At 51.6% G+C, this 20,217-nt stretch carries 21 protein-coding genes and 1 other annotated feature; of the genes, 2 read left to right on the forward strand and 19 right to left on the reverse strand.

Features of this window, described 5'->3' with window-relative positions:
• Positions 1–49: 49 nt before the first annotated feature.
• The 12 genes from EKM84_RS11820 to EKM84_RS11875 form a co-directional block, all read right to left on the reverse strand.
• Positions 50–1,114 carry a M24 family metallopeptidase gene (locus EKM84_RS11820; RefSeq protein WP_125765960.1) on the reverse strand — a complete coding sequence of 355 codons (1,065 nt, stop codon included), beginning with the start codon at positions 1,112–1,114 and terminating at the stop codon, positions 50–52.
• Positions 1,115–1,210: 96 nt separating this feature from the next.
• Positions 1,211–1,504, reverse strand: a complete 294-nt coding sequence (gene rpmA, locus EKM84_RS11825) for a 50S ribosomal protein L27 (RefSeq protein WP_269801535.1) — start codon at positions 1,502–1,504, stop codon at positions 1,211–1,213.
• A gap of 24 nt (positions 1,505–1,528) precedes the next feature.
• Entirely contained in the window at positions 1,529–1,867 is a 339-nt protein-coding gene (locus EKM84_RS11830) for a ribosomal-processing cysteine protease Prp (RefSeq protein WP_125582851.1), read from the reverse strand.
• Positions 1,868–1,895: 28 nt separating this feature from the next.
• Positions 1,896–2,204, reverse strand: a complete 309-nt coding sequence (rplU, locus tag EKM84_RS11835; RefSeq protein WP_048736202.1) for a 50S ribosomal protein L21 — start codon at positions 2,202–2,204, stop codon at positions 1,896–1,898.
• A 20-nt stretch (positions 2,205–2,224) separates the two neighbouring features.
• Positions 2,225–2,305, reverse strand: a sequence feature (ribosomal protein L21 leader region).
• Between the two features lie 48 nt (positions 2,306–2,353).
• Positions 2,354–2,920, reverse strand: a complete 567-nt coding sequence (locus EKM84_RS11840) for a TetR/AcrR family transcriptional regulator (protein WP_125765961.1) — start codon at positions 2,918–2,920, stop codon at positions 2,354–2,356.
• A gap of 711 nt (positions 2,921–3,631) precedes the next feature.
• Positions 3,632–4,174, reverse strand: a complete 543-nt coding sequence (locus EKM84_RS11845) for a dUTPase (RefSeq protein WP_125765962.1) — start codon at positions 4,172–4,174, stop codon at positions 3,632–3,634.
• A 13-nt stretch (positions 4,175–4,187) separates the two neighbouring features.
• Positions 4,188–5,129 carry a hypothetical protein gene (locus EKM84_RS11850; RefSeq protein WP_125765963.1) on the reverse strand — a complete coding sequence of 314 codons (942 nt, stop codon included), beginning with the start codon at positions 5,127–5,129 and terminating at the stop codon, positions 4,188–4,190.
• Positions 5,122–6,000 (reverse strand): exonuclease SbcC, encoded by an 879-nt coding sequence (locus EKM84_RS11855; RefSeq protein WP_125765964.1) that lies wholly within the window; start codon positions 5,998–6,000, stop codon positions 5,122–5,124. The genes EKM84_RS11850 and EKM84_RS11855 overlap by 8 nt, the downstream gene beginning before the upstream one ends.
• Before the next feature lie 433 nt (positions 6,001–6,433).
• The gene (gene glnA, locus EKM84_RS11860; protein ID WP_125765965.1) at positions 6,434–7,774 is read right to left on the reverse strand and encodes a type I glutamate--ammonia ligase; all 1,341 of its coding nucleotides are present in this window, start codon (positions 7,772–7,774) and stop codon (positions 6,434–6,436) included.
• Positions 7,775–7,817: 43 nt separating this feature from the next.
• Complete coding sequence (locus EKM84_RS11865) at positions 7,818–8,204, reverse strand: MerR family transcriptional regulator (protein ID WP_125765966.1); 387 nt, start codon at positions 8,202–8,204, stop codon at positions 7,818–7,820.
• A gap of 122 nt (positions 8,205–8,326) precedes the next feature.
• The gene (miaA, locus tag EKM84_RS11870) at positions 8,327–9,244 is read right to left on the reverse strand and encodes a tRNA (adenosine(37)-N6)-dimethylallyltransferase MiaA (protein WP_125765967.1); all 918 of its coding nucleotides are present in this window, start codon (positions 9,242–9,244) and stop codon (positions 8,327–8,329) included.
• Positions 9,237–9,995: a glycerophosphodiester phosphodiesterase gene (locus tag EKM84_RS11875; protein WP_125765968.1), complete on the reverse strand. Its 759-nt coding sequence runs from the start codon at positions 9,993–9,995 to the stop codon at positions 9,237–9,239. The genes miaA and EKM84_RS11875 overlap by 8 nt, the downstream gene beginning before the upstream one ends.
• A 560-nt stretch (positions 9,996–10,555) precedes the next feature.
• Here EKM84_RS11875 and EKM84_RS11880 point away from each other — a divergent pair.
• A complete protein-coding gene (locus EKM84_RS11880) occupies positions 10,556–10,732 on the forward strand; it encodes a DUF3042 family protein (protein ID WP_125765969.1) in 177 nt (58 codons plus the stop codon).
• A gap of 92 nt (positions 10,733–10,824) precedes the next feature.
• On the opposite strand, the gene EKM84_RS11885 is transcribed toward EKM84_RS11880, so the two are convergent.
• The 7 genes from EKM84_RS11885 to EKM84_RS11915 form a co-directional block, all read right to left on the reverse strand.
• Positions 10,825–11,235 carry a rhodanese-like domain-containing protein gene (locus EKM84_RS11885; protein WP_125765970.1) on the reverse strand — a complete coding sequence of 137 codons (411 nt, stop codon included), beginning with the start codon at positions 11,233–11,235 and terminating at the stop codon, positions 10,825–10,827.
• A 29-nt stretch (positions 11,236–11,264) separates the two neighbouring features.
• Positions 11,265–12,236, reverse strand: coding sequence for an ROK family glucokinase (locus EKM84_RS11890; protein WP_125765971.1), 972 nt, complete (start codon positions 12,234–12,236; stop codon positions 11,265–11,267).
• 4 nt (positions 12,237–12,240) lie between these two features.
• A complete protein-coding gene (locus EKM84_RS11895) occupies positions 12,241–12,471 on the reverse strand; it encodes a YqgQ family protein (RefSeq protein ID WP_125765972.1) in 231 nt (76 codons plus the stop codon).
• Between the two features lie 42 nt (positions 12,472–12,513).
• Entirely contained in the window at positions 12,514–13,194 is a 681-nt protein-coding gene (locus EKM84_RS11900) for a rhomboid family intramembrane serine protease (RefSeq protein ID WP_125765973.1), read from the reverse strand.
• 15 nt (positions 13,195–13,209) lie between these two features.
• Entirely contained in the window at positions 13,210–13,761 is a 552-nt protein-coding gene (locus EKM84_RS11905; RefSeq protein ID WP_125765974.1) for a 5-formyltetrahydrofolate cyclo-ligase, read from the reverse strand.
• Positions 13,762–13,820: 59 nt separating this feature from the next.
• Positions 13,821–13,970, reverse strand: a complete 150-nt coding sequence (gene rpmG / locus EKM84_RS11910; RefSeq protein ID WP_011667723.1) for a 50S ribosomal protein L33 — start codon at positions 13,968–13,970, stop codon at positions 13,821–13,823.
• Positions 13,971–14,165: 195 nt separating this feature from the next.
• Positions 14,166–16,232 (reverse strand): peptidoglycan D,D-transpeptidase FtsI family protein, encoded by a 2,067-nt coding sequence (locus EKM84_RS11915; protein ID WP_125765975.1) that lies wholly within the window; start codon positions 16,230–16,232, stop codon positions 14,166–14,168.
• 1,319 nt (positions 16,233–17,551) lie between these two features.
• Here EKM84_RS11915 and EKM84_RS11920 point away from each other — a divergent pair.
• On the forward strand, positions 17,552–20,185 hold the full coding sequence (locus EKM84_RS11920) for a YfhO family protein (protein ID WP_125765976.1): 2,634 nt from the start codon (positions 17,552–17,554) through the stop codon (positions 20,183–20,185).
• The last annotated feature ends 32 nt before the right edge of the window (positions 20,186–20,217 follow it).

Consider the following 20,217-nt stretch of genomic DNA (forward strand, 5'->3'; position numbering starts at 1 on the left):
TCTTTATAATATCAATTCTTACCCATAAAAAGCAAGATAGGTGAGTCACTTACAGAATAATTAAATTTCTCGGGACGGTTGTCAGGGTCTCGTGACCCGTTGCCGTCACCAATAAATCGTCTTCAATGCGAATGCCACCCTGACCGGCAAAGTAAACGCCGGGTTCCACGGTGATGACCTCGTTTGGGGCCATCACGTCGGGCCAGCCCCGACCAATGTTCGGGCCCTCATGGATATCCAAGCCAATGCCATGGCCCGTGCCGTGAATGAAGGCTGCGCCGTGACCCTGATCGGTCAAATACTGCCGACCAATGATGTCCAACTCATCCCCCGTGACGCCGGGTTTAACCGCTGCCATAATCTTTTCCTGAGCGGTCTGCACAGCGTGATAAGCTGCTGTCAAATCAGTCCCGGGATCTCCCAGGGCCACCGTCCGGGTCACATCAGAGGTGTAGCCATCCACGTAAAAGCCACAATCAATCGTGACCAGTTCACCACTGGCCAGTTGCTTGTCGCTCGCCTGACCATGTGGCCAAGCCGAACGCGCCCCACTGGCAACGATGGTCCCAAAGCTGGGACCGGTTGCGCCGTGGTCTTGCATCCACCGTTCGAGCCACTGGGCCGCTTGCCGTTCCGTCATGCCGGGCTTCAACACCTCCAGCAAAGCGAGGACGCCCTCGCTAGTCAGTGCTGTTGCCCGTTTCAAGGCTGCCAATTCGGCTGGCTCCTTGATTTGGCGGAGCACATCGATGACCCCACTGAGGGGCACGATGTCGGTCATTAAATGCTCATCTAACCATTCAAACTCGGCTAAGGTTAAACTATCCTCAATTCCTAGTACCGTCGCACCAGCGGCCTCTAACGCGTCATCAACGGCTTGCAAGTAGTCGCGAGTGATGGTTTTCGGCACGTTGGGCATAGTCGCTGCTAATTCAGACTGGTAACGCGCATCCGTGATAAACACGGCGTCGTGTTCCGTGACCAGCAGGTACCCGTCACCGGGTTCCACACTGGTCCCAACTAAGTAGCGTTGATTACTGGGTGATGAGACCAAAAAGCTATCGATACTTAACGTGGCAAATTTGGCCTGTAACCGTTCGATTCTAGTTGTCATAACCCTAGCCTCCTTGATGTTTGGCAGAAAAAAGAAGAACTCAAAGCGAATTGGTCTCGCCTCAAGCTCTTCAGTCGTTACGAGGAAAACCTCGTGTTATTTAGCTGCTTCTTCTGCAACTGGGTATACGGATACTTGACGCTTGTCGCGGCCAAGACGTTCGAATTTAACGACGCCAGCAACCTTGGCAAACAAAGTATCGTCACCACCGCGGCCTACGTTCAAGCCTGGGTAGATGTGCGTCCCACGTTGGCGGTAAAGGATAGAACCACCGGTAACAGTAGAACCGTCAGCAGCCTTCGTCCCAAGACGACGACCAGCAGAGTCACGACCGTTAGCAGTAGACCCACCACCTTTATGGTGAGAGAAGAATTGTAAGTTCATGTTCATCAGCATAAGTTTCACCTCCGCAATTTAGTCTTTGGTTTCAGCGAATTGAATGTAATCCGCGTAATTTGTGGCGACATCTCTTAACCCATCCGCAAAACTCTGGAGGAGTGTTTGTCCCTTTAATTCGGCCGTTGCTTCCAGCTTTGGTGGAAGGTGGACTTCCAGATAACCACCCTCCTGATCACGATTCTCAACCTCTATTGGAATCTCAGCGATTCGTTGTAGCGCATTGACCGTCGTAATCGCAAGCACCGAGACCGCAGCGCAAACAATGTCTTGACCATACTCACCTGAGTCAGCGTGGCCAGTGATTTGGAATGAATCGATTCGGTTAGTTCCATGATGGAACGTCGCGTGAATCATCGAGATCGCCTCTCTTTAATCTTTAGGCTTAAGCGTTGATAGCATCAACGACAACCTTGGTATATGGTTGACGGTGACCCTTCTTCGTATGTTGGCCCTTCTTGGCCTTGTACTTGAAAGTAACAACCTTCTTTTCCAGACCCTGCTTTTCAACAGTTCCAGTAACGGTTGCACCTGCAACAGTTGGCGTCCCAATCTTAGGCTTGTCACCACCGACAAAGACAACTTGGTCAAAAGTAACCTTTTCACCAGCTTCAACGTTCAACTTTTCGACGTAAACAGCTTGGCCTGCTTCGACCTTGTACTGCTTGCCGCCAGTTACGATAATTGCGTACATGTGTGTGCACCTCCTTATATATTTAGACTTAGACTCGCCGAAAACAAGTGCTCCGCAAGGCGGAAAACTTACTAACTTGTCCCGAGCGGTTGCAGCTGTGGAAGTCCACAAATACAACATGAAAATTATACTTGATAGGATTTCTTACGTCAAGCTTTTTCTGCACCAATTGGCAAGTCGATTCCGACCGGCGCGAACCAAGCCGCGACTGGCGTGACTTCCGGCTTTAATAATTGGCAAAAAGATTGTGCCAAAAATTCTGACCGGTAACGGCGATTGTCATTTAGCCAGTGGTGCACCAACCCGGTAAAAGCGGTCGCTAAAAAAGCCGTCTGCACATCCAGTGGGGGCTGTTCCCCATCGGGTGCTGGTAGGTGTTGGGCGTAAGCGGTCATTTCCCGCTCAAAGCGCTGAAGTAGTCGGGGTTGAAACTGCGTGAATTGGGGGTGCAACAAGACCAGTAAGATTTGATGATGTTGGTCAACGTACCGTAACGCCGGTCCCAACGCAAAACCCGGGGTCGGTTCACCCTCAGGCGTCAGGGTCGTCTTAGCGGCCGCAAACCATTCATCAATGACCTGCTGCTCAGTCTGTTCGAGAAAGTCCACCTTGTCCTTATAATGCAGGTAAAAGGTCCCGCGGGTGATCTGGGCCGTCTGAGTCAACTTCTGTACGGAAATCTGCTTCAACGAGTTTTGTTGGAGTAGCGTACTCAATGCTTGGCGCAGCCGGTCATTCGTCCGGACAACGCGTGGGTCTGTCTGACTGATAATGTCTCGCTCCCTTCACTTCTAGAAAAAGCTAGTCCGACTACGAACTAGCTTTTCATTTACCATTCTATTCGTAAACATCATTCATTGGGTTAGGCTAATTGGTTCGTTCCCGGCGGCGAGCTCAAAGTGTCCTGCTGTGGGGGCGGTTCCAGCCTGAGAAGCGGGCTTCCACCTCAACTTTGAGCCAAACAACGGTCTCAAAGGTTGCCCCATGCTCTAAGTAGAGAAAATCGCTCTACTAAGACCATCGACACAGCTGGTCACTTTGGCCCGCCTCTGGTCACTGACATTTGCCTAACCGATTCACTAATTATTGTAATTTTCACGTTAAGCGTATCGGACACCAACCATACATAAACAGGCTGGCGTCCGCTGACCAGTACACGTCGCCATCCCCACGCCAACAACTAACCGTTATGGGTGCGGGTCAAACCAGTGTCAGCCGCAGGGCTGGTGAAAATGGGCTCAGCCGTGGGAGTTGCCTTAGCGGGTCCCCCGTTTAGGTAACTGCTATCTTTGAGACTCGCTTCTCAGAGTCTCAAAGTAAGCCTGGAGACCGTCCTTTGGCTCCAGGTGCGCGCCCACAGCGTCACGGCCCATTTTCACCAGCCCGGAAGCGCAGGACAACGACCGTTTCGAACCAAGCCCAAACCGTTAGTAATTGTTGGCTTGGCGGTCGAGATTGACTTGGCGCTTGGCCTCGTACGCGGTCTGAATCTGGTCCTGACTAAACCCGAAGTCCACGAACCCCCACTTCAGGAACAACCGCCAAGCATGGCGGAAGTCCTCTTGCCGGTGGGAAAAGTGGCTGTTGAACACCATCCGTTTCAGGATCAAGTATTGTTGGTCCAAGTCCTTAGCCGGCCGACTGTTTTCGAGGGTCGTCAGATCTTCTTCCGTCAACATGATCAGGTGGGTCCAGGTCTTCTTGGCCGCAACCAGGAAGAAAAAGTCCATGGCGTCCGTGTACTCCGTCAATAGGGTTTCTTCCGGCGTTTGACCAGCATCGGCCTTGCCACGGTGGGTCTTCCAGACCTTAAACCATTCCGACGTGTTGGCTACTTCGGCCAGTTCCACGTCGAGGGCCACGTAGGCGTTTTCAATCTGTGACTTCCGGGTCATTTCAATATCTCTGTCCCGGGTGATCTGCTCATCCAGGGCGATGGATTGTTGCACTAATTTTGCTAACTCTAACACGTTGGGAATCCTCCTAACCAAAGATCAAGGGGTCGGACGAGATTTCCAGGTCCGTCAGGTTTTCCAGGTACCAATCACGCATGAATGGGTACTTCAGGAGAACGTCGAACCAGGAAATCTTCTGGTCGTCATCGTGGACCGTCAAGACCCACTCTGGTTGGCCTTCCAATTGGTTGTTGAAGATATCGACCACCACGCCGTGTTCCAGCGCGATTTCAGCCCCGTTGCCGTTGACGCCGTTGGTTAACATGTAGTCTTCCTTGGCGGCCATCACAAACAGACGGTCCACCACGCCAGCTGGCAAGTCCGTTGACCGCACCGCATAGTTTTGGCGGTTGGCGGCATCTAAAATGTTGAAGTCCACGGAATAGCCGTAGTCTTCCTTCAGATAACGCGCAAAGTCCACGAGAATCTGAACGGATGTCTTCACCGTTTCGGCAGGCACCGTCTCGTGCAGATCGATGATAAAGAGCTGCGTCAGCGCATGACTGTTGAAGCGGAACATTTTCCGTTCCAAATTCAAGTAGAACAAGGATTGGCCGGTTGCCCGTTCGCGGTAGTAAACCCCACCGTTTTCAGACGTTTCCACGCGGAAATTAAACGTTCCACGGTCACCCAGTGGCGTTAACTGTTGGGTCAACTCTTCGCGGTGGTCGCGAGATTGTAAAATGACGTTCTTCCCCTGATCGTGCAGTTCCAGCATCCGGGACATGAATAACAGGTAATAGTCGGCGTTGCTGTACTGGTGTGGGAAGGTCACGTAGTCGGAATCCAACGTAAAGTCGGCCAGCTCCGTGGCGGCAGAAACCAATTCATCGGGATCCGTCGTCTTGATCAGTTGGTCCATCAATTTGGTGAACCGCAGTCCCGTTTCCAAGCCATCTTTAATTGCCTCGTTATAGTTGAGTAACCGGCCACTGGTGGTCAATGTCGATGGGTCATTTTCATTAATCATCAACTGTCACCTCGCCCTCGCTCTTGCCTAACAGGCTGTTCAAGTAGTCCGCGTATAGACTCGCATTGTGGGCTTCAAAATGTTCAAAGTCATCAAAGGCGTCGCGAATACTCTGCTTTTCGTAATTTAAAATCGTATCTTCCTTAGACAAAACCAGAATCTTATCATCGTTTTCCTTGATCGTCTTGTGAGCGTTCAGGGCTTTTTCGTCCTCGTCCGCCAGCTTGGTCAATTGGTCAATGATCCCCTGACGTTCGTCTTTGAGCTTACCGGAATCCCAAGGCATGCTGCTCTTGCCACTGTTTTCCTTCAGCTGTTCACGCAGGTCAGCCTTTTGGTTGTCCCGTGTGGTTTGGGCGTCCACCAATTTCTGAAGTTGTTCACTTTGACCAGAAATGGATTCGATCTGAGCGGTGTTGAGCCGTTGACCGTGGGCTTCCAAGGCGAATGAATCCTTGAGCTTTTGATATTCCTTTTCGTCGAACTCAAACTTCACGTTAATGACGTCTAAGTCGCCAAAGAGACGCCGGTCCCACCAGTTCCCAAAGTAAATGTGGAACAGGCCGGTCGTGTATTCTTCGTAGTAAAAGAATGGGTAGATGTGCCCCAAGTAATCGATCAGGTTGTCACTTAAGTAGTGGCTGATCTGGGGATGAATATTATCGACCAATTCTGCCAGGTGGTTCACTGCCCGGGTCGAGCGGGTCTTCTTCACTTCTTGATAGTAACGCACTTGGTCCAGCAATTCGTAAACCTGACGATCATCGCCGTGTTGAACTGCGGCTTGCAAGGTGCTTAAGTATTCGAGCTTGTTGGCGATTGCCTGTGTTAAGGCATCGGCGGCACTAGCTTGTTGTTCTTGATTTTCCATGGATTATCCCTCATTATTCTGATGTTCCCTAGCGCTTGCCGTGAACATTTGGTTATACGTTCATGTTACCAAAAATTGGCCGAGAAAAAAGCAGTTTGCCTGAAGTTTTATGGGAAAAGCATTAATTTTTTCTCGACCGTTAAAAATTTACCCTGTCACCACGAAAAAAGATTCGAGACAGTCGTCCCGAATCTTTAGGTGATTTAAGTTTTAAAATGAGGTCTCGCTGACGACCACACCAGCTTTAAAAGACAGTGCGTCCAACAGGAGCAAGTTAACCGATTTCTCTCGTACAGTCATCTGACACAGCAGTGGCTAGTGACTGTCACCATTGGACTAACCCCGTGTCAGCCGCAGGGCTGGGGAAACTGGGCCGGCCGTGGCAGTGACCAGGCCCGGTTTTCACCAGCCCGGAGGCGGGAACTTAGCCCGTTTAGTACAGTTCCAGGTACTGATCGCGTTCCCATTCGGAAACTTGCGTCCGGTAAGAGTTGTACTCCAGGTTCTTGGCTTCGATAAAGCTTTGGTACAGGTGATGGCCCATTGCATTGCGCATGACATCATCGGCAGCCAAGTCCTTCAACGCGTTGTGCAGCGTGTCCGGCAGGTTGGTGATGTGGTTTTCTTGCCGTTCTTCGGCATCCATCCGGTAAATGTTCCGGTCGATGGCCTCACGTGGTGCCAATTGGTTACGCAGCCCATCCAGGCCGGCTTCCAAGACGGCAGCGATGGCCAAGTATGGGTTAGCTGCGGGGTCAACACTCCGTAATTCCAAACGGGTGGACAAGCCACGGGAGTTTGGTACCCGAATCAGTGGTGACCGGTTTGAACCGGACCAAGCCACGTAAACTGGCGCTTCGTAGCCAGGGACTAACCGCTTGTAACTGTTAACGATCGGGTTGCAGATGGCGGTAAAGCTCCGGGCATGCTTCAACAGACCGCCCAAGAAGTGGAAGGCGTCTTCGGACAATTCCATCTTGCCGTCCTTGTCGTAGAAGGCGTTCCCTTTGTCATGGAACAGGGACATGTTCAAATGCATCCCGGACCCGTTGATGCCAGCCAGCGGCTTTGGCATGAACGTGGCGTACAGCCCATACTTCCGAGCGATGGTCTTAACCACCAGCTTAAACGTTTGAATATTGTCAGCCGCTGTTAAGGCATCGGCGTACTTAAAGTCAATTTCGTGTTGGCCAGGAGCGACTTCGTGGTGCGCCGCTTCAACGTCAAAGCCCATTTCTTCCAGGGTCAAAACGATTTCACGCCGACAGTTTTCACCCAAGTCCATTGGGGCCATGTCAAAGTAGCTCCCCTTGTCGTTCAACTCGGTCGTTGGCTTACCATTTTCATCCATCTTGAACAGGAAGAATTCGGGTTCTGGTCCAATGTTAAAGTCGGTGAAGCCGGCCTTGCGCATGTCATCGAGCACACGAATCAAGTTGTTCCGTGGGTCGCCTTCAAATGGCTTGCCATCGGTCGTGTAGACTTCACAGATGACCCGGGCAATCTTGCCCCGTTCCGTACTCCATGGGAAGATCATCCACGTGGAAAGGTCGGGGTACAGGTACATGTCACTTTCTTCGATCCGGACGAACCCATCGATTGAAGAACCATCAAACATTAATTTGTTATCGAGCAACTTATCGAGTTGGCTGATGGGCACCTCAACGTTCTTGATTGTCCCAAATAAATCGGTGAACATTAACCGTAAGAACTTAACATTTTCGTCCTTGGCCATCTGACGAATATCATCTTTGGTGAATTCCGGCTTTGCCATTAAAAATCGCTCCTTGCTGTTTTTTGAAATTTCCTACCGTGGTCTAAAGGGGTCGCTGTTGCGGCATCCCCGGTGTTGGATGACCCAGGCCACCCTGGCGAATGAATTCGTCCTGCAAAATGCGCCGCACGTCTTCATCCGTTAGAGGTTGCCGTTGGGCCGCTTCCTTCGCTTGGGCCGCCTGCTGTTGTTGATCATAAATGGCTTTGATGCCCGCCACGTTGACCCCTTCAGCCAGGTAGTCTTTGATTTCCAGCAATCGGTCGACGTCATTTAACGAATACATCCGCCGATTACCCTCATTGCGTTCGGGAAAGACCAACTCTTGGGCCTCATAGTAGCGAATCTGGCGGGCCGTCAAGCTCGTTAACTTCATCACCGTCCCAATTGGCAGGACTGCCAACGATCGACGCAACTCTTTTTCCTTCATCACTACTGGCCCCCTTTAACTATGATGCCATCATACCACGCTGAAAGCGCTAGTCAAGGATTCATGTTAGAAAACATGACATGAAGGCTAAAAATCATTAATTCTTTAATTAATCGTAAGAACTAAGCCTTCAGCCAGTCAGTTACTTGGACCATAATTTGTTCATAAGCTTCTGGATGTTGGACCAGGTCGTACCAGGTTGCCGTGGTTTGGTTCCGAAACCAGGTCAGTTGGCGCTTGGCATAGTGGCGGGAATCTTGTTTGATCAGGTTCACGGCTGCCGGCAAGCGCTTGGGCTGATCTAAAGCCGGCAACAATTCGCGGTAGCCAATGCCCGTCGCGGCCGGTAAAGCTGTGCCACCCTGCGCCGCCAGCCAACGAACCTCATCCAACAAGCCAGCGGTCATCATCAGGTCGACCCGCTGATTAATACGGTCATACAACAGGTTTCGGTCGGTATTTAACGCCAAATACAGTTCATCATACTGGGGTCCCCCATTATCTTGGTGGGAGAAGAGCTGTCCCGTGACCTGAATGACCTCCAGTGCCCGTACCGTGCGCCGGACGTTGGTTGGGGGAATCTTCCCGGCCGCAACTGGATCCAGGCCGTTAAGCCGCTGCCAGAGTGCCTGAGGACCATTGGCCTGGGCCTCTGCCCGCAGACTTTCGCGAATTTTTGGGTCACCCGGGGCATCGGCGCCCAATTTCAGTCCGTCAAACAGGGCCTGCAAATAAAATCCGGTCCCGCCCGCAATGATGGGCAGGTGGCCACGGTCGGTGATCTCCTGAATCAGCCGCTGGGCCGCATCCACAAACTGGGCGACCGTAAATTGTTGGTCCACGTCACGAACGTCAATCAAATGATGCGTCGCCGCGGCCTGTTCTGCCGGAGTCGCCTTGGCTGTCCCAATGTCCAGGTGGCGATACACCTGCATCGAATCGCCAGAAATAATTTCACCGTTCAATTGTTGCGCTAGTCGAATCGCCAGTGAGGTCTTCCCCACCGCGGTCGGGCCCACAACTGCTAAAACCTTAGTCATCTCGTTTGCCTCCCTGCATCTTTTCTCGCAACGCCACCGCTCGCGCCGGGTAATCCGTGATTAGACCAGCAAAATGGTGCCGCAAGCAGTAAGCCATGTCAGCGGGGCTGTTCACGGTCCACGGCCGCAACTGCACGTGGGGCAACCAGAAGCGGTGGGCCTTGACCCAGCGAATGTCTGGATGTAAGCCCCCAACCAGGTGCTGTCGCTGCATGCGTTTTGCCTGACGTCCAGCCGTCTTAAACAATTTCGCGTACTCCGCCTGTGGATACAGACTCCGCAACGTTACGATTGATTGCGCGCGAAAGCTTGAGAAAACCAGTCGAAACGGCACGGGTTGCCGGGTAAAGTAATCCGCCAGCGCCTGTTCAATGCCGTCATAATGAATTTTATTCGTCTTCAGCTCGAGGTTAAACACCCCGGTAAAGTGGTCCTTGAGTAACAGCTGAATAACCTCATCCAGCGTCGGCACCTTAGCCCCGGCAAATTCACTGCCAAAGTGGCTACCAGCGTCCAGTTGCTTGATTTCTGCCAGACTGTGGTCCTGCACCAAACCGGTGCCATTGGTGGTCCGGTCAACCTTTTCGTCATGCATAATAATTAATTGGTGGTCGCTAGAAAATTGCACGTCGGTCTCAATGCCATCCGCCCCAGCATCCAGCGCCGCCTGAAATGCCAGCAGTGTGTTCTCCGGTCGGGTCCCCTTGCTGCCCCGGTGTGCAATGATTTGTGTGGGTTGTCTCTTAAACACGCATTCCCATTCCCTTCACGTTAATTCTATTAGTAAGGGTACCACAGAACCCCAGCGTTTCGTCCTAAATTGTTACGTTTTGACCATTGGAAATGAGACTGATGTGGTTGCCGTTCCCGCCGGCGGATCCAAGGTGCCCTGCTGTGGGGAACGGTTCCAGCCTGTGGGGCGGGCTTCCACCTCGCCTTTGAGCCTGAGAAACGGTCTCAAAGGTCGTCCCGTGTTCTAGGTTGGGTCAGCCCTCCCAACCAAGAACACCGACACAGCTGGGCACTTTGATCCGCCTCTGGTCACTTACTACACTGTCGGTCTCATTTCCAATAATTAACGCCTAAATCGCCCATACCTTTCTCGTCATCCACATCTTTAATGTATCCTAGTAAAGAGACAGGTACACGTGCCAACACAATTTCAGCCGATAGAACGGTAACGCGCGGCTAAGAACTACCCCGAAGCTCCATGCCAATCAGAACACCATGTAAATCACTAGCAATTTGAAGGGAAAAATAGCATAATGGAAGCGGATAACTTAAAATCTTAAACGATGGGAGTCGAATGCTATGAAGCACTTCACAAAAGGGTTCTTATTTGGCGTTGTTGCGACCGCTAGTGCCGTTGCCGGCGCAGTCTTTTCTTTCAAGAAGAAGGTCGTTCAACCAATCGAAGATCAAGAAGCTCGGTTCGAAGAAAACCGGAAGTTGGCTAACCGCAAGAGTCACGCCGCTCATCACAACTAAGTTTTACTAAGACCAGTCACTTGGTCAACTTATCAGGGTAATTAAAAAAGTGTGTCACCGGAAAAATTCCGCGTGACACACTTTTATTTTGCCTAATTGGTTTTCTTGGTCTTACCCTGCCAACGGGCATAACCCGTTTTCAGAATCGAAATGTCTTTGTAGCCTTCCTTGCCCAACATTAAGGCTGCCCGGGTACTCAATGCTTTCCCCTGGTCGTACAGGTAAACGGGCAAGTCAGCCCGGATACCCGTATGGTAAGCCTTAAACGTGGAATAAGGAATATTGCGGGCCCCTAAAATGTGGCCAGCATCAAAGTCTTTCTTTTCGCGCAAGTCGATGACCTGAGCCTTACGCATGCCCGCTTGGAACGTGTCCTCGTCAATGACGGTGGCCACTTGGTTCCGGCGAACGATCGTAATCATTTGCCAAGCCGCCCAAGCGATGATCAAGACTAGCAAAATGATGGTGTAGACCATCATTCCTGAAATTGCTGCAATTACCAAACTAAATCGTCCTTCCTAAACCACTTGTTCTAGTTGCTCTTTTGGAACCGCAAAGCTAATGAAGCGGCACCGATAACCCCGGCGTCGTTCCCCAATTGTGCTAAGCGTAACTTCGTTGAGTCACGAACAGCTGGGAAGGCATTTTCTTGGAAATACCGCGTCGTTGGTTGTAATAAAGTGTTTCCGGCGTTGGAGACCCCACCACCAATGATGATGTTGGCTGGGTTCAAGATGTTGGCTACGTTAGCCAAGGCTAAGCCCAGGTAGAACGTTACCCGGTCAACGACTTGGTTGGCCAAGATGTCACCGTTGTCGGCTAAGTAGAAGACCATCTTAGAGGTAACGCTTTCCTGGTTGTCTTCCATTTCCTTCAAACGAGACGTGCCCATGAAGTCCTTGGCCATGTCAGCAGCCACGTGAACGACCCCGGTTGCGGAAGCGTATTGTTCCAAGCAACCGCGCTTGCCACAGGTACACAGGTAGCCGTTTGGTTGAACCGTGACGTGACCGAGTTCGCCGGCCCCACCGTTGATGCCGTGGAGTAAGTGACCGCCAGCGATGACCCCACCGCCGACACCAGTGCCTAAGGTAACGAAGACGACATCGCTGTCCTTTTCGCCGGCACCCTTCCAGTATTCACCCAGTGAAGCGACGTTGGCGTCGTTGTCCAGAATGAATTGCAGGCCTAAGCCTTCTTGAATCTGGTCACGGACTTGTTGGCGCTTCTTCCAGTTCAGGTTGAAAGCTCCGATAACGGTTCCATTTTCAATATCAACAGAACCTGGCGTCCCCATCCCGATACCTAAGAAGTCGCTCTTACTGAATTCTGAGTTGATGATATGTTGACTGATTGAATCAATGATGTTTGGAACGATGTGGCTACCTTCATCAGAGATGTCGGTTGGAATGCTCCACTTCGTCAGAATTTCTCCTGCAAGTGAGAGAAAAGCCATTTTCGTGGTGGTCCCACCTAAATCGATTCCAATTAAATTTCGTGCCATAACGCTAAATCCCTCCAATGGATTGGTGCTTATCTCTTGCTCGTTGTTCCTCTAAACGGTGTTCATGCGTGAGAACGATCTTCGCTTGGACAAAGGTTGGATCATCCACCACCCGTGCTCTTCGGAGGTGGTCCAATTCCAATGCCATCACTTCGATATCCCAAAGTCGCTTACCGACGTACACATAAATACCAAATTTTTTAAGTAGCTGCTGAACATCATATAACGTTTTCATTGTGCCACAACCTCCATGAAATTGCACGAGACTTTTCGACAATTACTGGGCCATGCCGTGTAAATAAAGCCAGACCAAGCCACCAATTAGCACGATGGTGGCCACGATTCTTTTAATCGGACTAACCTTACCAATTCGTGGCACGCCAACGGTATACGCTATCAAGAAGCCACTGGCTAGGCCGCCTAAGTGACCCGCTAAATCAATGCCTGGCGTAAACAGATCAAAGGCAATGTTCATGACCACGAACGCTAAAAATGTCCGCGCTAACTGCCGGATACCCGGATTCTGCCAGAAGGATTCTCCCAGCATCAGGAAGGCCCCAAACAGCCCAAAGATAGCCGTGCTGGCTCCCGCTGACAGGCTGTTAGAGAAGCAGAAAGATGCCACGTTCCCACCGATGCCGGCAATCAGGTACATCACGAGGAAACGCGTGTGCCCAAAGGCGGCTTCAATCTGCATCCCCACAAAGTACAGGGTAATCATGTTCATCAGGATATGGGTAAACCCAATGTGCAGGAACATGGGGGTAAATAATCGCCACCACTCCCCCTGTTGAATCAAGGCATTGAGCTTCGCCCCGAAGGTAATCAGGACGTTCACACTGGTACTGCCACCGGCCAACGTCATCGCCAAGAAGACCAGCGCATTGATCACAATCAAGCCAATCGTCATGTAAGGCGTCTGGTCTAAGCGCCGTAGCCGGTATTTAAAATTCGTCACCGCAAGGCTTCCTTTCTATTGGACGGGCGCTGCCAAAACAGCGTCCAATAAGACATCGAAGTCCTCAACTGGCCAAGTCGGCTGCTGCGCCTGTTGTGCCGGCAAAGCTAGCGCCACCTTGAACCCGTTTGTTCGGGGTAAATAACGGTCGTAATAACCGCCACCAAAGCCCAGCCGTTCACCGGTCGCGGCAAACCGCAGACCCGGCACGATGATCAGATCAAATTCTTCTGGCTCGATAATGGCACCGTTGACCGGTTCCTGCAAGCCAAACGAACTGGTCGCAAACGTCGTCTGATCATCCACCACGTGAAAGGCCATTTGCCGGTGCGGTAAGGTGACCGGCACCGCGATGGTTTTCCCCGTGGCTCGGGCACGGTCGATAATCGGCTGGGTTGCCAACTCGAAGTCCCCACTGATGGTCGTTGCAATACGCTTAGCGGCCTGCCAAGCTGGTAACGCAAACAGTTGCCGGTACAAGTCCGCCGACGCCGCCTGACGTTGATCAGCGGGCATGGCAATGAGGTCTTGAATCGTCTGTTGCCGTAACAAGGCTTTGGATTGCATTGATTTACCCCCTTGAGAGATTTTTTCAATAAAAAAAGGTGCGGACTCTCGCCCGTACCTTACTTAGTTTCACGATGCAAAGTTACTTTCCGGTCACGTGGGCAGTATTTCTTAAATTCAACCCGGTCCGGGTTATTACGCCGGTTCTTGCTGGATAAGTAATTGCGTTCGTGGCATTCCGTACATTCTAAAGTGATGTGTACACGCATTGTGGGTAACCTCCCAACTTGTTTAGAATTACAGGCTAGAGCCCTTAACTCGTAATATATTACCATTAATCGGCAGCAATTACCAGTGATAATCCTAAATATGTTAAGCAAAAATACTTAACAGCTGTAAAATCGCCGACACCGCGGGATTTCGCCCGGAACACGATTTTTTCATTTTTTGTTACTTACCACTCACTACTTAAGGGTTGAGGTCGATTGGACCGTCTTCCAGTAAGCTGAATAGATTTGCTTAGCTAACTTCATATTGTTATCTTCGGCATTGACCCCCAGGTTAGGCATTGCCAAGGCAACGACTACCTGTGGATTCGTCGATGGCGCATAAGAAGCCAGACTCAACGTAACCGTTTCGCTACCCTTGTAATACGTTTGGGCCGTCCCGGTCTTAGCGGAGATTTCTGGTGAGATCGATGATAACTCGTCCCCAGTCTTGTACGTGTTGCTCCCGTGAACCACGTCGTACAGACCTTCCTTAACTAATTTCTTCTCCGCTGCCGTCATGTCGATCCGGTTCAGGACCTTTGGCGTCACAGAGTTCTTCACAGCTCCCAGTGACCCGTCGGACTTGGTTCCCCGAATGGATCCCACCACGTGTGGCGCAATCCGGGTTCCCCCGTTGGCAATCGTGGACATGTATTGGGCAACCTGTAAGACCGTGTAGGCATCGTAGTTCCCGAAGGACAAGTCCAACGCGTTCCCAATGTGGGCCTTACTGCTGGAACCCCGTAACCCGGTACTTTCGCCTGGGAGGTCGATCCCGGTCGAGACACCCAACCCAAATTGGTTGAAGTAGCCCCGTTCCTTGGCGAAAATGCTGGTACCCATGGTCAAAGCCGCGCCGGAAACATAATTAAACTTAGCTTCCTTCATGGCCAGTTGCATCATATAGGAGTTGGAAGAAACTTCCAGCGCCGTGGAGGCATTGACAGCCATGTCGGCACCCCCATTGGCGTTAAACCAGGAAGCCTTCTTGACCCCACCAACGGTGATTGGCTTATCGGTCAAGGTGTTATTGTACGGCGTGATCACGCCATCCATTAACGCCCCAGAAACCATGGCACCCTTGACGACAGACCCCATAACGATGTCACTGTTCATGGCACCTAAGGCGTTCGTCGTAATCTTACCCGTGGATGGGTTCCGGTCAACCCCGGCCATCCCAATGATGCCCCCGGTATTCGGGTTCATCACGATGGCGTAGGTCCCGGTCGAGACACCTCCGGCACCAGATTCAGCTGAGTGGACCAGCGTCTGCAGTTGCTTCTGGAAACTGGAGTTGATGGTCAATTGGAGGTTATCCCCCTTGGAGCCACCATACTTCTTAACTTCCTTGGTCACGGTATTATTACCAGCGACTTCAACCTGCTTTTCAGCCTTGGTCCCCCGCAGAACGGATTCATACTCCTGTTCTAGGTAGGATTGCCCCACACTGTCATTCCGTGAGTAGCCTTGGGCTAACAGTTCGTTGACCTTGTCGCTAGGCAATCCGGTCTTTTCGGATGAAACCGTTCCAATGATCGACTTGATCGACGACCCGTTTGGATAGTTCCGTGACCAACTTGTCCCGACCTGTACCCCAGGCATTTCGGATAAATGTTCACCGATTTCCGCAATTTCCTTGCTGGAAACGCCGGAATCCTTGATATAGGTGGTCGACAACGCGTAGGCCCCACTCATCTTCGCAAAAATGGCCGCCGCATTTTTCTGCGTTTGGGTCAATTTGAACGAAGAATCATTTTCCAAATAACTCAGGGCCTTGTTGTACATTTGCGTCGTGGACATGCCTTTGGTGCCGGACAACTTCTTCTCAACCGCCTTTAACCGATTGGTATCGGTCAAGTAGTAGTCAATCGACTGCCGTGGCGTCAAAGAACTGGTGGAGACCGTTAAGTACCGGCCTAACTTATTGGCAATGTCGTACATACTGGTGGACAGAACGTTGACCCCTTTGGTGTAGGAAATGGCTTGGTGGGCTTTGTTCCCCACTAATACCTTACCGTTGGAATCGTAAACCATCCCCCGTTGCACGTTGGTGGTTTCAATCGTGGTATCGGTCGAATTGACCTCCGCCTTAAATTGCGACCCATACATTACTTGCAAATACGCCAACTGACCAATCAGCGCCGCAAATAACAGGGCAACAATGATGAAAAGAAAGTTCAACCGAAACGGGATTTCGGACTTCACGGGACCGTCACTCGATCGCTGATTTCGGTTGCTAACGCGATTATAAAAATTCTTCACAACAGCTCTGCTCCTTATTGTACAGCTACTATTCTACCAAACTTCGTGGCCAGTCACTATCCCACTTCAGAAATTTAAACAAACTATGCTATTCTAGAGGCCGGGATGGCTGACGCCCAATTGGTATTCTAGCATACTGTGATTCACCCAAAAGTGACCTGCTCCCCATTTTACCAAAAATAAATAAATTATGGCGGTTTTTCTCCTTTCAAAATATTTTGTGGCTAATTGTCCGTTCCCGGCGGCGGGCTCAAAACGCTCTGCTGTGGAGAACGGCTCCAGACTGAGAAGCGGTCTTCCACCTCGCCTTGAAGCCTGGAAAACCACCAGTCTCCAAGATCGTCTCATGGTCTAGGCTGGGAAAGTACCCCAGCCAAGTCCATCGACACAGCTGAGCATTTTGGCCCGCCTCTGGTCACTCACATTTTCCTTGAATATTCTATTCGTTGGGGACTGGCCATATCTTATTTATGTCTGCCTGTGTCTCTGGGTGTGTGCAGTCTCTCTATAAATCTATTACGTAATCGAATTAGCTTAAATAGAATTTGTAGCAGCTCCTACAGGTAGTCTCATTTTCCTTCTTACTATGGCCAACACGCGCTTAATCTATCACACCCGTGTCCTTAGCCGCATCTACGACACCTGCCACTTAATTCTTCAAGGCTCACTATTTCGATAGGATCAAAGTTTATTTGAATGGCTAACTCCATCTCAATCCTTTTTAATTTCTCGATGGTCCGCTAGGTCCGCTAATACATAAGATTTAGTATTCAACGTCTGTGGACTAAACACGTGGCAGCCACCACGCTGGTGAAAATGGAACACGCGCGTGTTAGTGACCAGAGGTGGGCCAAGCTGCCCGGCTGTGTCGATGGTCTTAGTTGCGTGATTTGTTCGCAACTTAGAGCATGGGACAACCTTTGAGACCGGTTCTCAGGCTCAAAGTTGAGGTGGAAGCCCGCTTTTTGGCTGGAACCGGCCCCACAGCAGGGCGGCTTGAGCCCACCGCCGGGAACGAAACCCACCGCGTTCCAATCCCATTTTCACCATCCCGGAGGCAATGCTCCACGAGTTTAACCCATAGCCAGTATTTTAGTTGAGTTCTGAAATATCTTTAAAAATATGACAATCCGGCCGCACAGCTGGCCCAGTATAGTATGATAAGAACTGGTCAATCTTTGACCACACGTGGTCGCGTCTGGTAACCAACCCAGTCAGACTGACCACCACGCCGGCTTCGCCCTTAGGCTGAATCCGCTGATTCACGCCGCAACACTCACAACTTGCTTTTAAATTATTGAAAGATTGAGGTGGCTTCCTTGCAAGAAAAAAAACGACGTTGGTCGCTTACACAACGTCAATCCACGCTTTTGGGTGCGTTCTTAACGCCCTTTTTATTAATGACGGCCTATTTTATCTACCGTCAGATGGCCCCATTCGGCTCGAGTAGCCTGTTAACGGTCGACCTGGGTCAGCAGTACATTGACTTCTTTGCCTATCTCCGGCGAGCCCTACTGCACGATCCCAGCAGTATTTTCTACTCCTTTGCCAATGGCTTAGGTGGCGAAATGCTGGGGACCTGGTCGTACTACCTGCTCAGTCCGCTGAACTGGTTGTTACTGCTCTGTCCCGGCGCCACGCTCACGACCGGCGTCTTCCTCCTGACCGTGATCAAATATGGGCTGGCCGGCCTGACCTTCGGCTGGTTACTGCTCAAGACGACCAATCAATCCGGTTTTAAGCTGGTGACGTTGGCCACCGCCTACGCTTTGATGGGCTGGTCGATTGCCAACCAACTCAACATCATGTGGTTAGACGCGGCGTACCTGTTACCGCTGATTTTCTACGGTCTGTATCTGTTGATGCACACCGGCAAGTGGCGCACCTACGTTGTCTGGTTAACAATTATGCTGGTCGTGAACTACTACATGGCCTACATGATCTGTCTCTTCTTGATTTTGGCATTTGTTTGGTTTGCCGTCGACCAATTTACCAACTGGCGGCACTTCTGGGGCCAAACCGTTAAGTTTGCGTTGACCTCCGCCGTGAGTGGCCTGTTGGCCGCATTCGTGTTACTGCCAACCTGGTGGTCCCTGTCGCAAAGCAAGGCCCAGTACACGGTCACGACCTTTAAGTGGAAGTTTGAATTTTTCCCACCGAAGATGATTGCCAAATTCTTTATGGGCGCCTTCAACTTTGACCAAATGCCGGACGGCACCGCCAACCTCTTCATCGGTGCGCTGGCGCTACTGGGGAGTCTTTTCTTCTTTGCGGACAAACGCATCAAGCTACGCAGCCGCATCACCGCCGGCATCATCACCCTCTTCTTGGCCCTGTCCCTTTGCGTTCAGCCCCTCGACCTGTTGTGGCACGCGGGCCAGTTTCCCGTTTGGTACCCGTACCGGTTCTCGTTTGTCGTAAGCTTCTGGCTGATCTGGTTAGCTGCACAAACGCTGACGGATGACTTCGAACCCGGCTGGTTAGCCATTGCCGTCGCCACGCTGATCATCGTGGCCGGCACTGCCTACGTGGCCTTGAACCTCAAGTCCTTTAAGTTCTTACAAATGAATCAAGTGCTCCTCGGCCTGTTCTTTGCCGTCTTGGCCCTAAGCCTGACGACGCTGCCCGTCAAGCACCACTGGATCTACCCACTGGCCTTTTTCGTCATCGGGGTGACCGAGGTCTCGGCCAACGCCTTCATGTCGTTAAACAACATTAGCTACGTCTCTCAAGGCGAATACGGCAACTACACCAACGAGCTCCAACGATTGGTCAACCGCGTGCAGAAGAAGGATCAGGGCGTCTACCGTATCGGCAAGACCTTCCTGCGAACCAAGGGCGATGCCTTTCAAACGGGCTACGCCGGCGGGGGCGTCTTCTCGTCCGTCCTGCCCAAAGCCACGCCGACCTTCTACGGCAACATTGGGAGTCCGGATGGCGACGGTTTCGTTGAATACAGTAACGGGACGCTGGTCACCGATTCCCTTTTGAACATGAAATACTACTTCCAGCAAAAGCAATTGTCCGGTGCGTTGAGTGGGACCAGCATGTTACCGGCGTCCACCAACAAGGCCGATTTGGCCGATTACCAAGCCGTGGGTCAGGACCAATGGGCTACGACCTACCGCAACCAGTACGCCCTACCGTTGGGCTATGCCGCTAGTCAACAGATTTTAACGTTGAAGAACAAGACGGCCGACCCGGCACAGTATCAGGCCAATTGGCTGGCCGCGTTGACCGGCAAGGCCACGGACCAGCACCTGTACACGGCCGAGAATTTTGACCAAGTGACGTTCCAAAACATCGCCCAGCAGTCGAAAATTACCGGCGCCGTGTTACAACGCAAAAACCTGTTGAAGCCCGCTAAGATTACGCTGACGTTTACCCCAACCACCAATGACGCGTACTACCTGACCTTTGGCTCCACGGTCAATTCGGATAACGCGACGTTCATTCTGAATGGCAAGACACTGGATCAGTACAAGACCTACCGAAACACCATCATGGTCAGTGCCGCCGACCACGCCAAGGGTAAGAAACAGACGTTAACGATTCAACTGAAAAAGGGCTCGTTGTGGCTGGACAACTTCACGCTGTATCAATTGAATACGGCAAAGTTCCAACGGGCTGTGGCGCAGTTAAAGACGCAACCCTGGCACCTGACGAGACACAGCAGTCGCTACTTCCGTGGAACCATCACGACCAAGACGGCCGGTCAGGTTCTAAACACGTCCGTACCGTACTCCACGGGTTGGCACGCCACCGTCAATGGCAAGCGCGTTAAGACGTATAAGACGGTCGGCATGTTCACTGCGGTCAAGCTGCCTAAGGGCCAGAGTACCGTGACGCTGTCCTACTGGCCACCGTTGTTGAATGCCGGGATCCTGGTTAGCCTGGTGACGTTGCTGGGGCTGACCGGCGGCTGGTGGCTCTCCCACCGCCGTCGCGGTTAAGCCACGGCTGCCTCCGGGCTGGTGAAAATGGG

This window comes from Levilactobacillus mulengensis (genome assembly GCF_003946045.1).
GTDB classification, from domain to species: domain Bacteria; phylum Bacillota; class Bacilli; order Lactobacillales; family Lactobacillaceae; genus Levilactobacillus; species Levilactobacillus mulengensis.